The 12,523-nt window shown below is 70.2% G+C and carries 7 protein-coding genes; all 7 read right to left on the bottom strand.

Annotated elements, in window-relative coordinates:
- Positions 1–111: 111 nt before the first annotated feature.
- The 7 genes from ACWDX9_RS50915 to ACWDX9_RS50885 are packed head-to-tail and all read right to left on the bottom strand — an operon-like array spanning position 112 to position 12,372.
- Positions 112–1,857, bottom strand: a complete 1,746-nt coding sequence (locus ACWDX9_RS50915; protein WP_449968740.1) for a CBM35 domain-containing protein — start codon at positions 1,855–1,857, stop codon at positions 112–114.
- Positions 1,858–1,884: 27 nt separating this feature from the next.
- On the bottom strand, positions 1,885–3,585 hold the full coding sequence (locus ACWDX9_RS50910; protein ID WP_449968737.1) for a CBM35 domain-containing protein: 1,701 nt from the start codon (positions 3,583–3,585) through the stop codon (positions 1,885–1,887).
- The gene (locus ACWDX9_RS50905; RefSeq protein ID WP_449968734.1) at positions 3,582–5,714 is read right to left on the bottom strand and encodes a discoidin domain-containing protein; all 2,133 of its coding nucleotides are present in this window, start codon (positions 5,712–5,714) and stop codon (positions 3,582–3,584) included. Before ACWDX9_RS50905 ends, ACWDX9_RS50910 begins: the two co-directional genes overlap by 4 nt.
- Before the next feature lie 10 nt (positions 5,715–5,724).
- Positions 5,725–7,674, bottom strand: coding sequence for a glycoside hydrolase family 28 protein (locus ACWDX9_RS50900; protein ID WP_449968732.1), 1,950 nt, complete (start codon positions 7,672–7,674; stop codon positions 5,725–5,727).
- Positions 7,671–9,521, bottom strand: coding sequence for a glycosyl hydrolase family 28 protein (locus ACWDX9_RS50895; protein WP_449968730.1), 1,851 nt, complete (start codon positions 9,519–9,521; stop codon positions 7,671–7,673). Before ACWDX9_RS50895 ends, ACWDX9_RS50900 begins: the two co-directional genes overlap by 4 nt.
- Positions 9,518–10,699 (bottom strand): CBM35 domain-containing protein, encoded by a 1,182-nt coding sequence (locus tag ACWDX9_RS50890; RefSeq protein WP_449968727.1) that lies wholly within the window; start codon positions 10,697–10,699, stop codon positions 9,518–9,520. Before ACWDX9_RS50890 ends, ACWDX9_RS50895 begins: the two co-directional genes overlap by 4 nt.
- A complete protein-coding gene (locus ACWDX9_RS50885) occupies positions 10,696–12,372 on the bottom strand; it encodes a glycosyl hydrolase family 28 protein (RefSeq protein ID WP_449968725.1) in 1,677 nt (558 codons plus the stop codon). Before ACWDX9_RS50885 ends, ACWDX9_RS50890 begins: the two co-directional genes overlap by 4 nt.
- Positions 12,373–12,523 lie beyond the last annotated feature (151 nt).

The following is a 12,523-nucleotide window of genomic DNA, read 5'->3' as shown; positions in this document are numbered from 1 at the left end:
AATCCCCTCTTTCCCTCCACGCCGCTCTTCCGATCTATCGGCGCGGGGCCCACCGTGCGCAGCGGTAATGGTGGGGGGTTTGGCGGCGCCGCAAGAGTGCGGCGCCGCGCGTCAGTTCTGGTCGAGGAAACGCTGTGCCAGCGTGCGGCCCAAGTTGACCGCCTGGGTGTGGTTCTCGATGGTCTGGACCTTGGTGCCGGAGCCGGTGAAGACGATGTACGTGACGCCGGTGTCCGTGCCGCCGTTGCTCGGGTCGGGGTTGATGCCGAGGTCGGCCGCCGTCCGGTAGGACGCCTCGCCGATGATCCCGCTCGGCCCCGTGTCACCCATCACGGCGTACTCCACCTGCCCGTTGTAGACGATCGCCACCACGGTCCCGCAGCCGATGCCCTTCGTCCGGTAGTCCCAGATGGAGCTGGAGCTCGGCACCACCATGTACGCGAGCTGCGCCGCGTTGAGCGGCGAGTCCCCGCTGGTGTGACAGGCCGTGTCGGGCTGGAAGCAGCAGTCGGTGTTCTCGTTGCACTGCGTCGTGCGCACCCCGTCGCAGTCGATGTCCATGTCGCCCTTCCAGAACACCGCCCCGGTCTTCTCGCACACCGCGACCGTCGCCGAGCTCACGTCGGAGTCCGTCTTGTACTTGCCGTTGGAGATCTGGCTGCACGCGGTCACCTTCGCGAGGAGCTGGTCGGCAGTCGGCCCGGTGCCGCCGCTGCCGGTCGTGCCGGTGGCCGCGGCGCTGTGCCCGGACTCGTTGCCCGCCGCGTCGATCGCGGTGACCGTGTACGTGTGCGTGGACCCGGCGGTGAGCCCGCCGATCGTGGCGCCGGCCGTCGGCGTGGTCGTGACCACGGTCGTCCCCTCGTAGACGCGGTAGCCGGTGACGGCCACGTTGTCGGCGGAGTCCGTCCAGGCCAGGGTGATGCTGGCGGCCGAGGTGCCGGTGACGCGGACGTCCGCGGGCACGGTCGGCGCCTGCCCGTCGGGCCCGCCGGAGCCGCTGACCGAGAGCCGGTCCACGTTGGGGCCGCCGTTGGCGGTGGTGCCGGTCGCGCGGACGGTGTTGACCCCGGCGTTCAGCGACACCGTCAGCGCGGCGTCCGCCCAGGTGTCCCAGCTGCCGGTGCCGGGGAAGTCGCGGGTCTGGACGGCGGCGCCGTTCACCGCGACGGTCATCGGCCGGTTGACGGTCGTGCCGTTGGCGTACCTCAGCGTGAGGGTGTGCGTGCCGGCCTCGGCCACGTTGACGGACCACTCGATGTAGCCACCCACGGCGTTGACGTAGTCGACGAAACCGGAGCCGGTGTAGCCGGTGTGGTTGGTCGCCACCGAGGCTTCCGACAGCGTGGCGGCCTCGGCCTGGTACTCGGTCGCGGGCGCGTCGGCCATGGTGACCTCGAGGTAGTCGAGGTTGGGGTTGCCGCCCGAGGCCGTCGAGGTGACGCGGATCTTGTTGTCGCCCGCGGCGAGCGTGGCGGTCAGGGTGGAGGTGGCCCACGTGGTCCAGGCCCCGGTGGGGCCGAACGTCCGCCCGGCCGAGACGACCGTGCCGTTGACCGAGACGTCGGTGGTGCGGGTCGTGGTGGTGCCGTTGGCGTAGCGGATGGCGAGGGTGGCGGTGCCGGCCGCGGGCGCGTTCACCGTCCACTCGGTGTACGGGCCCGTGGCGTTGTCGCTGTTGACGAAGCCGGTGCCGGAGAACCCGGCGTGGTTGGACTCGACGACGCCCTGGACGTTGGTGGCGTTCTCGGCCTCGTACCGCACGGTCGCGGCCCGGGCGGGTAACGCGACCAGACCGGTGACGGCCAGGCAGGCGACGGCCAGGATGACGAGGCGGCGTAAGCGTGGGGGGTGCACAGGCGTTCCTTCCGTTCAGCGGACGTCTCAGGAGACGTCGAGGTAGTCGACGTTGGGTCCGCCGTTGGCGGTGGTGCCCGTCAGGCGGACGGTGTTGGCCCCGGCGTTCAGCGACACCGTGAGCGTGGCGTCCGCCCAGGTGTCCCAGTCGCCCGTGCCGGGGAAGTCGCGGGTCTGGACGGCGGCGCCGTTCACCGCGACGGTCATCGGCCGGTTCACCGAGGTGCCGTTGGCGTACCGGATGGTGACGCTGCGCGAGCCGGCCTCGGCGGCGTTCACGGTGAACTCCACGTACGAGCCGGTCACGTTGTCGGCGTTGACGAACCCGGTGCCGGAGAAGCCGGAGTGGTTCGACTCGGCGGCACCCTGGGAGATCGTCGCGTTCTCGGCCTCGTAACGGGTCGCGGCGCCGGCCGGCCGGGCGCGGATGAGACGGGTCTCCCCGGGGCGCAGGGTGGCGCTGTAGGAGGAGGCGACGGTGCCCTCGGAGGCGCCCGACCACAGGTTCGTGACGGCGGCCGGGCCGGTGAAGCCGGCCTGCGCCCAGGTGACGCTCACCGTGGAGTTGCCCGACGTGCCGGTGTTGTAGAGCGCGACGATGTAGTCGCCGTTGGTCTCCCGCTTGCGCCACACCTGGTTGACGCCGCTGTTGACGACGCGCTGGGCGGCCACGCCGTCCTGGTTGACCGCGATGAGCCGGTCGTTCTTCAGCATCGCCAGGTCGACGGAGGTGAGCGCGGTCAGGTCGGTGCCGAGCAGCAGCGGGCTGGCGACCATCGCCCAGTGCGTCATGTGCGAGCGGCGCTGGTCGGCGGTGAGCCCGACCTGGTCGCCGTTGCCGATCTGCAGCGAGTCGTAGTCGTTCCAGCCGCCCGGACCGGCGTACTGCTGCCAGGAGGCGGCCGAGTTGAACCGGCTGACGACGTGGGACCAGTCGGTGAGCGGGTAGCCGCTGCCGTTCGGGCCGGACCCGCAGTAGCACTCGACGTCGCCCTGGGTGCGCCAGCTGTTGGCCAGCCGCTTCCAGGTGGTGGCCTGGGCGATCGGCAGGTTGTTGGAGAGCGCGAAGTTGATCGGCCGGCCGGTCTGGCGCAGCGCCTTGTCCCACGCCTCCACGTCCGCGACCGTGGACGCGTCCGCGCCGTCGATCTTGAGGTAGTCCACGCCCCACGAGGCCATCTGATCGGCCCACGAGTTGATGAACGCCTGCGCGCCGGGGTGGGAGTACTTGAGCCGGTACATGTTCTTGCAGTTGTAGTTCTTGTGGGTCTGCGAGGTGTCCGCGATGTCCTGCGCGTGGTACGACGTGCCCTCGATCGGCTTGTTGGCCGTGACGGCGTTCTTCGCGATGCCCGGGGTGACGTAGAAGCCGAACTTCAGCCCCTTGGCGTGCACGTAGTCGGCCAGCGCCTTGATCCCGGACGGGAACTTGGCGGTGTCGACCGCCCAGCGGCCGTAGTCGTCGACGACGAAGCCGTTGGAGTCGCACTTCTGGTAGAAGTCGTCGAGGTTGACGTAGACGTAGCCCTTGTCGGCCAGCCCGCTGCTCACCAGCGCGTCCGCCTGGGCTTTCATCTTGGTCTCGTCGGGCCAGCGGCGGACGAAGCTCCAGCTGCTCCAGCCCATCGCGGGCCTGATCGACAGCCCGTTGTCCGAGGCGGCGGCCGGTGCCGTGGGCAGGGTGAGGCACGTGGCGGCCAGCGCCAGTGCCGCGACTAACGCCCTCATGAGGCGCCTCCCGTCGTGACGTCGATGCAGTCGAGGTTCGGGTTGCCGCCGTCGGTCGTCGCGGTGACCCGCAGCGTGTTGGCCCCGGCGTTGAGCGGGACGGTGAACGTGTCGGTCGCCCAGGTGGTCCAGGCGCCGGTGCCGGGGTAGTCGCGGTTCTGGGCGGCGCCGCCGTTCACGGTGACGGCCGCCGGGCGGCTGGTCGTCGTCCCGTTGGCGTAGCGCAGCGCGATCGTGGCGGTTCCGGCCGCGGGCGCGTTGATCGTCCACTCCGTGGAGGAGCCGGTGACGTTGTCGCCGTTGACGAAGCCGGTGCCGGAGTAGCCCGCGTGGTTGGACTCGACGACGCCCTGCGAGATCGTCGCGTTCTCGGCCTCGTAGCGGGTGCCGGTGGAGCCGCCGCCGCCCGCGTACTGGCCGCCGACCCACGCCTCGTCCACCCGCCAGCGGGCGACGCCGTGGTGCCCGGTCTTGGAGAGCCGGACGTAGCGGGCGGTGACCCCGCTCAGGTCGATGAACTGGACGCCGCGGGCGTTCGGCACGGTCCCGGTCTTGACCGCGCTCCCCCAGGTCGAGCCGTCGTTGCTGACGTGCACCTGGTAGCCGGAGATCCGCGCCGACCCGGACGACGGGTAGACGGTGGAGTCCTCCCGCTGGTTGAACGCTAGATACTGGACGGGCTTGGCGGACCCCAGGTCGAAGGTGAGCCGCGCGGGCTCGGCGGCGTCGCTGTCCCAGTAGGTCAGGTAGTTCCCGTCGCCCGCCGCCGCCGCGCCGTGGCCGCTGGTGGACGAGCTCGCCGACAGCGTGACGCCGGTGTAGATGCCCTGACGGCCGCTGGTGACGACCTTGAAGACGGTGTCGTACTGGTCCCAACCGGAGATCCCGCTGAGCGTCAGCGTGCCGCCCGACTGCGTGAACGCGACCGGCGCGCCCGTGCGCAGGTTCGTCACCGAGCCGACCCGGTAGCCGTTGTCACGCAGCGCCAGCGTGCTGCCGGACGGCGGCGTGATCACGTGGATGTAGTGCCGGTTGGGGTCGTCCTTGGCGACGGTGGTCACGCCGTGCGCGCCGTTGTTCCAGAAGCCCGGCTTGAGCCCGCCGAACATGTAGCCGCCGCCTTCCGTGCCGCCGAGCGACTCCCAGATCTCCTCCAGGTACGTGTTCGCGAAGTTGTTGAAGCTGACCTGCTGGGCGGGGAACTTGCCGTTGACCATGGCGGTCTCGGCCATCAGCGCCTTGATCGACGACCCCGCGTTCGTGATGAGCCGCCCGAGCGTGAGCTTGCGGTCCACGGCCTGGTCGGAGCCGCCGTACCACCAGGGGCCGCCGGTGGGCAGCTTGAAGTCGGCCTCGATCAGCCGGGGCAGCGCCGTGTAGACCGCCTGCGGGTAGTCGTACGACGGCGTCATGCCGGTCTTCTGCTCGTTGCTGATCATGTCCATGATCGGCGTGTCTTCGTTGTTGTTCGAGATCGTCATGTCGGGGCGCTGCTGGTAGATCTTGGCGTAGAGGTCGTTGCGCTCCCAGTAGGCGTTGTCGTTGTCGATCCAGAACCCGGCGAGCTTGGGATAGCGCTGCATCTGCTCGAAGAACTGCAGGTAGCTGAACTCGCCGAACCCGTCGCGGGTGGTCAGGTCCACGTCGTGGCCGACGTAGCTGGAGAAGGCCGAGGAGTTGAGCCACGACCCCGACGACAGGCCCTCGTTGTGCCACTGCGGGTCGTCGGTCATGTAGTTGATGACCTTCAGGCCCTGCGCGTCGGCGGCGTCGATCAGCTCGCCGAGGAAGTCCCGCGTGGTGCGGCAGGAGCCCGGGATCGCCGACGGGTACGGCCGGGCGTAGCCGAGCCGGCTGTGGAAGGTGGCCAGCACGATGTACTGGGCGTGCAGCTTCTTGGCCTCGTTCACCCAGTAGGAGGCGCTCCAGCCGCCGTTGGTGACGTCGGCCTCCCACGCGCTGCAACTGGTGTGCTGCGGCGAGGTCCGCTCGCCCCAGTGCAGGAAGAGGCCGGCGATCGAGTTGCGCAGGAACGCCTGGCGCGGGTGCTGCAGGTCGGCCCGCGCCGGGAGGGCGGTGAGCAGGCCGAGCAGGAGCGCCAGGACGGCGAGCGTCGCCGTGCGTCTCATGGTGCGCCTCCTAGGATCCGGGGTTGAACGCGGGGTCACTGCTGATGGCCACCCGATCCAGGCGGGCGCCGTCCTCGCGGTAGGCGAAGGTGATCGTGCGCGCTCCGGCCGCCAGGTCGTACGTGACGGGCAGCTTGGCCCAGTGCCAGGAGGTGCCGATCGGGATGTTGTTCCAGTTCGTCCACGAGCCGGTGCCCGAGCGCACCCAGAACGAGTCGTCGCCGTCGTTGGCGGCAATCACGCGGGCCCAGACGGCGAACGTGCCGTCGTGCTCGACCGTGAACGGGATCGTCGTCCAGCCGGTGGAGGGCGCGCTGGACTTGCTGTTGTTGCCGGCGGCGACGGTCACGTACGAGCCGCCGGACGCGGCCTGGTCGGCGGCCGTCTGCATGGGGGCGGTGACCGTGCCCGCCTCCGCCTCCGCGTACAGGCTGTCGGGGGTGCCGGGGACGGGTGTGGAGTTGGTGGCGCGCACGCGCAGCGCGCCGCCGGAGGTGTCGGCGCTGTCGCGCACGGCGTAGCCGCTGACGCCGCTGAACCCGACGTCGTAGGCGCTGCCGCTGCCGCGCTGCGCGACGACGCCGTTCACCTGCACGTCGGAGGCGTCGTCGGCGATCGCGTAGGGCCGGTTGTCGTTGTCGTCGAACCGGGTCTCGCCGTTGAGCGTGATGCCGGTGGCGTGCCTGATCCAGTAGCCGTACGAGGGGCGCGCGCCGTAGTCGCGCGGCGGGTAGGTGGTGAGGAACTCGCCGGGCACCCGGGTGGCCTCCGAGGCGGGGTGGCCGCCGGGGACGGTGAGGTCGACGTTCTGGAACGTGATGCCGGGGCCGAGGTCCACGGACGGCGTGCCGGTCAGCGTGCTGGTGTAGTCGGAGGCGCCCACGGTGCTCGTGACGACGGGCGCGGTCAGGTTGGTCCCGGTCACGTTGGAGATGGTGATATTTCGGATCCGTCCGGCGGGGGGCGAGCCGGGGCAGCGCTTCCGCTCACCGATCTTGAAGAAGAACGGCGACGTGGTCTTGGTGAGCGTCACGTTGTCGTAGTGGACGTCCTCGATGATCGCCCCGTCCATGGACACGATGCCGATCCCGGCCTTGCCCGCCCCCAGCACGGTGATGTTCTCGAACCGGAAGTCGCGGAAGCTCCCGCAGGTCTCCGACCCGAACTGCAGCGCGTTGTTCTCGTGCGAATAGACGGTGGTGTCGCGCACGCGGACGTTCTGGCTGGTGTAGGTGTGGCCGAGCGCGTAGTCGCTCTTGAACACCAGGGCGTCGTCGCTGGCCTCGATGCGGCTGTCGGTGACGGTGACGTTCCAGCTGTTGATCAGGTTGATGCCGTCGCGCACGCCGCTGCTGGAGTTGATCGTCTTGAGCTTGTCGATCGTCACGTCGTGGCAGCCGTTGATCAGGGCGGCGAAGTGGCCGCCGCGCCGGAACGTGACGCCTTCGAGGCTGACGTTCGAGCACTCGGTGAGGGTCAGCGCCTTGTCGGCCTGGCCGGAGGACGGGTTGCCGGTGATGAGGTTGCCGTCGCCGTCGATCGTGCCGGTGCCGGTGATGTGGAAGTCGGTGATGCCGCTGCCCCACATGAGCGAGTTGTGGAAGTGGCTGTGGCCGTAGTCCTGGTAGTCGTCGTTGGGGTTGGACTCGGCGGCGTCCATGCCGCTGCTCGCGGCCAGGAGGGTCGCGCCGGAGTCGAGCCTGAGCGTGACGTTGGACTTCAGGTGGATGGTGCGGGCCCGGTAGCGGCCGGAGGGGAGGACGACGGTGCCGCCGGGGGCCGCGCTGGCGGCGTTGATGGCGCGGTCGATGGCGTCGTCGTCGTTGGTCGAGCCGTTGCCGGTGGCGCCGTAGTCGCGCACGTTGAACTCGGCGAGCGCGTGCGCCGGGTTCACCGGGAGGGGGGCGGCTCCGAGCAGGGCGAGGGCGCACACCAGCAGGGCTCGGGCGAGCGGTTTCATGGCTGGAGCTCCACGTAGTCGAGATTGGGCAGGCCGCCGGCGGTGGTGGCGGTGAGCCGGACGGCGTTGGTGCCGGGGACGAGGGGCACGGTGACGGAGGCGGACACCCAGGTGGTCCAGGCGCCGGTGCCGGGGGCGTTCACGGCGGATCCGGCGGCGGCGCCGTTGACGGTGACCGCGAACGGCCGGTTGGTGCTCGTGCCGTTGGCGTACCTGATCGTGAGGGACCTGCTGCCGGCCGCCGCCGCGCTCACCGCGAACTCGACGTAGGCGCCGGCCACGTTGTCGGTGTTGACGAAGCCGGTGCCGGAGTAGCCGACGTGGTTCGACTCGGCGGCGCCCTGGAAGATCACGGCGTCCTCGGCCTCGTACCGCGTCCCGGCCGGCGGCTGGGTGTTGGAGATGTCCTTGCCGTTGACACTCACCCGGGACAGCACGAGGTTGTCGACGTTCGACGCGGTCGGCGTGGCCGTCGTGATCCCGGTGAACGTGCTGTTGGAGATCGTGACGTTCTTGATGTGGTCGGTCGGGCGGCCGTCCAGGTCGTACGCCTGCGCCGCGCCGTCGATCGTGAGGCCGTCGGCGGTGAAGTTCTGCACGACCGGCGGCAGGGAGCCCGAGGTCTCGTAGTTGAGCGTGACGTACAGGGCACTGCGCTCCAGGTCGTGGCCGGTGATGCGGCGCAGGTGCACGCCGTCCACGAAGCCGCCGCGGTTGAAGCTGGTCTTGACGTAGAGGGCGTACTTGACCGGGTAGCGGCCGGGGAAGTCGGGCGCGTTGCACTCGCAGTCCTCGGCGAACACGTCGCGGACCCCGCCGGACATCTCGCTGCCGATGGTCACGCCGCCCCACCTGCCGCTGAACTTGCAGTTCTGGATCACGATGTTCTGCGAGGGGCGGTTCACCCGGCGGCCGTCGCGGTCGCGGCCCGACTTGATGGGGACGCAGTCGTCGTTGGTGTCGAACTTGCAGCCGGTGATCAGCACGTCGGTGCAGGAGTCGGGGTCGCAGCCGTCACCCTGGGAGTTGGTGGAGTAGAAGGTGACGTTCCGGACGGTGACGTTGGTGCAGTAGACCGGGTGCAGGGTCCACATCGCCGGGTTGCGCAGGTTGACGCCTTCGACGAGCACCGCCGTGCAGTTGTAGAGGCCGATCATGTTGGGCCGCAGCTTGTGGCCGCTGCCGAACTGGCGCTGCGCCACCGGGTGGTCGTCCGCGCCCCAGGAGCGGAGCTGGTCGCGGTCCGCGCCGCCGCTCCCCCACGACGACCAGTCACCGGCGGGCGCGTTGCCGTCGATCGTGCCCGTGCCCGTGATGGCGACGTTGGTCTGGCCGTTGGCGTAGATGAAGGGCGAGTAGTTGTAGCACTCGATGCCCTCCCAGCGGGTGAGCACCGTCGGCAGGTAGGACCCGGGGTCCGTGCGGAACCTGATGGTGCCGTTCACCTGGAGGTTGACGTTCGAGAGCAGGTGGATCTTGCCGGTGCGGAACGTTCCTGACGGCACCACCACGCGGCCGCCGCCCGCCGCGTTGCACGCGGCGACGGCGTCGCGGAACGCGGCCGTGCAGTCGGTGGAGTTGTCCGGCTTGGCGCCGTAGTCGGTGATCGTGAACGTGCGGTCGGGGAAGGTCGGCGGGACGATCCTGGCGAGGATCTCGGGCACCCGGTCCCACGGCGACGCCGCCGTGGGGGTGGCGGTGGCTGTGGCGGTGGCGGTGGCGGTGGCGGTGGCCGAGCCCGCCGCACCCGGGGCGACGGACTCGGCGTACGCGGGCCCGCCCGTGGTGCCGGTGCCGACGAGGAGCACGCCGCCCGCTCTGATCAGGTCGCGCCGGGAGATCGTCACTGGACCACCTCCAGATAGTCGAGGTTCGGGCAGCCGCCCGCCGTGGCGGCGGTGAGGCGGATGGTGTTGGCCCCGGCGGCGAGGTCGGCGACCACGCTCCGGGACGCCCACGTGGTCCAGGCACCGGTGCCGGGGAATGACAGGCCGGAGGCCACCACCCGGCCGTTGACGGCCAGGTCCGCGGGGCGGTCGGCGCCCGTGCCGTTGGCGTACCGGACGGTCAGCGTGGCGGGACCGGCCGCGGCGGCGGTGTGCCGCCACTCCACGTAGGCGCCCGCGGCGTTGTCGGTGTTGACGAACCCGGTGCCGGAGAACCCCGCGTGGTTCGACTCGACGACGCCCTGCGAGATCGTGGCGTTCTCCGCCTCCAGCCGGGTGGCGGTGGCCTGCACCTGCTTGTACGCGCGCATGTCGCGCAGCAGCAGGTAGCAGTTCTGCAGCGAGCCGGAGGTGTCGCCGAGCGAGCGGTAGATGCCCCACTTGGGGCGGACCCGGTCGCCGAGGAAGGTGTCGCCGGTCTTGGTGGCGTCCACGAGCGTGGCGCCGCCGCTGCGCAGGACCCACCGCACCGAGCCCGAGCCGCCGTCGCCGATCTTGATCTCGTACTCGGCGTCGATCCACTTGTCGTGCAGCGGCTCGAGCTCGGTGCGCCCCACCAGGGTGTCGGACTCGAAGATCTTGTGTTCGATGGTCTGGACGCCGTTCACGCGGCGCAGCGACGTGACGGTGATCGGGCTGGTGCCGGTGCCCGGCATCTTGGTCTGGCTGATGTGGGTGAAGGTCGTCGTCGCCTTCAGCGAGCTCGGGATGTACATCGAGTACGTGACCCGCCAGGTCTCCCCCGTCAGCCAGCGCAGGTAGCCGTCCGGGTTCCGGTTGCCGGTGACCTCCTGGCGCTGCCGGTCCGTCGACGTGTCACGGTCGGCGGTGTGCATGTTGAAGCGGAAGGCGTTGCCCTCGGCGTAGATGTGGGGCTGCCCGGCCGGATGCGAGTCGGCGCGGTCGTCCTCGATCGTCTCGAACGCGCCCAGCCCGACGGCGGCCGGGTCGGGCGCCCACATGAGCTTCCAGGCGGGGGCGACGGTCAAGGTGCCGGCCGAGGCGGGCCTGGCGGGCAGGGCGGGGGCGAGGAACGCGGCCCCCACCAGGGCCCCGAGCTGGCGACGGGTCACGCTCATTGGACCTCCAGGTAGTCGAGGTTGGGGCCGCCGTTCGCGGTGGTGGCGGTCGCCCTGACGGTGTTGGCGCCGGCGGCCAGCTGGGCGGAGACCGTCGTGGACTGCCAGGTGGTCCAGGCGCCCGTGCCGTTGAAGGGTTTGCCCGCCGCCACGACCGTGCCGTTGACCGCGATGTCCATCGCCCGGTTGGCCGTGGTGCCGTTGGCGTAGCGGAGGGTGAGCGTCGCCGTCCCCGCCGCGACGGCGTTCACGGCGAACTCGACGTACGAGCCGGCCACGTTGTCGTAGTTGACGAACCCGGTGCCGGAGAAGCCGGCGTGGTTGGACTCGACCACACCCTGCGAGATCGTCGCGTTCTCGGCCTCGTACCGGTTGCCCGGCGGCGAGCCCCCGTACAGGACGCCGTTGATGCGGACGTCGCGCAGCACGACGTTGTCGGCGTTGGAGAGCTGCGGGGCGGGGGTGTCGATCTGGGTGAAGGTGCTGTTGGCGATCGTGACGTTCCGGATGTGGCTGGCGGCGGAGCCCGACAGCTTGATCGCGAACGGCGAGCCGGCGATGTTCAGGCCGTCCACGGTGATGTTCTGGATGACCGGGTTCACGATCGGGCCGTTGCCGGGGCCGGTCAGGCTGTAGTTCATGTCGATGTAGAAGCCGCCCCGGTCGCACGGGCCGCCCGTCAGGTTGCGGACGTGCACGCCGTCGACCGTCCCGCCGCGCCGGTTGTTGGTCTTCAGGTAGAGGGCGTAGAACGAGTGGTAGCTGGAGCCGGCGAGGATGCGGTTGTTCTCGGCGAAGACGTTGCGGACGCCGCCGGACATCTCGCTGCCGACCGTGATCGCGCCCCAGCGGCCGTAGTAGGTGTTGTCGCGGATGACGATGTCGGTGGACGGCACGCCCACGCGGCGGCCGTCGGTGTCGCGGCCCGACTTGATGACGGTGCCGTCGTCGCCGGTGTCGAACGTGCAGCCCTCGATGAGCACGTCCGACGAGGATTCGGGGTCGACGCCGTCCACCATCGCGCCCCGGCTATAGATTTTGACCCGCCTGACCGTGATATTTCGGGATAAGACGGGGTGGATGGTCCACATCGCGGGGTTCCTGATGTCCAGGTCCTCGACGAGGATGTTCCGGCAGCCGTAGAACTGGATCATGTTCGGCTTGAGGAAGTGACCGTCGCCGAACTGCCGCTGCTCCACCGGCACGCCGTCCACGGCCTGCTGCTGCAACCGGTCCCAGTCCGGACCGCGCTGGTCGTCGAAGCCGAACCAGGGCCCGGCCGCCGCGTTCCCGTCGATCGTGCCGGTGCCGGTCAGGGCGATGTCGGTCTGGTTCCTGGCGTAGATGAAGGGCGAGTAGTTGAAGCACTCGATCCCCTGCCAGCGGGTGAAGACCGTCGGCAGGTACGAGCCCGCGTCCGATCTGAACCGGATGGTGCCGCCCGCCTCGACGTGCAGCCGCACGCCGGACAGCAGGTGGATCTTGCCGGTGCGGAACTTGCCGGTGCCGGGCACGAGCACCGTGCCGCCGCCAGCCGCGTTGCAGGCCGCGATGGCGGAGCGGAAGGCGGCCGTGCAGTCGGTGGAGTTGTCCGGCTTGGCACCGTAATCAGTGATCGGGAACGTGCGGTCAGGGAAGGTCGGCGGCACGATCCTGGCCAGGATCGCGGGCACCTGGTCCCAGGGGGAATCGAGCGGCTGGGCCGTGGCGGGGGGCGGGGGGGCCCCCCCCCCCCCCCCCGGGCCGGGCGGCCGGCGTTTTTGAACGGGCCGGTGGGGGGGTTGGAAGGTTGGGGCGGGGGGGGGTTTAGGGGGGCGCGCGCTT

It is taken from the genome of Nonomuraea sp. NPDC003201 (assembly GCF_053590415.1).
The sequence above is the reverse complement of the archived record's forward strand: the minus strand, read 5'-3'. Positions and strand labels throughout refer to the sequence as shown.

What these genes read in the sequence shown, in the direction of transcription:
- ACWDX9_RS50900 (WP_449968732.1), bottom strand. Translation starts at nt 7,674, where the DNA reads ATGAAACCGCTCGCCCGAGCCCTGCTGGTGTGCGCCCTCGCCCTGCTC.
- ACWDX9_RS50890 (WP_449968727.1), bottom strand. Translation starts at nt 10,699, where the DNA reads ATGAGCGTGACCCGTCGCCAGCTCGGGGCCCTGGTGGGGGCCGCGTTC.
- ACWDX9_RS50910 (WP_449968737.1), bottom strand. Translation starts at nt 3,585, where the DNA reads ATGAGGGCGTTAGTCGCGGCACTGGCGCTGGCCGCCACGTGCCTCACC.
- ACWDX9_RS50905 (WP_449968734.1), bottom strand. Translation starts at nt 5,714, where the DNA reads ATGAGACGCACGGCGACGCTCGCCGTCCTGGCGCTCCTGCTCGGCCTG.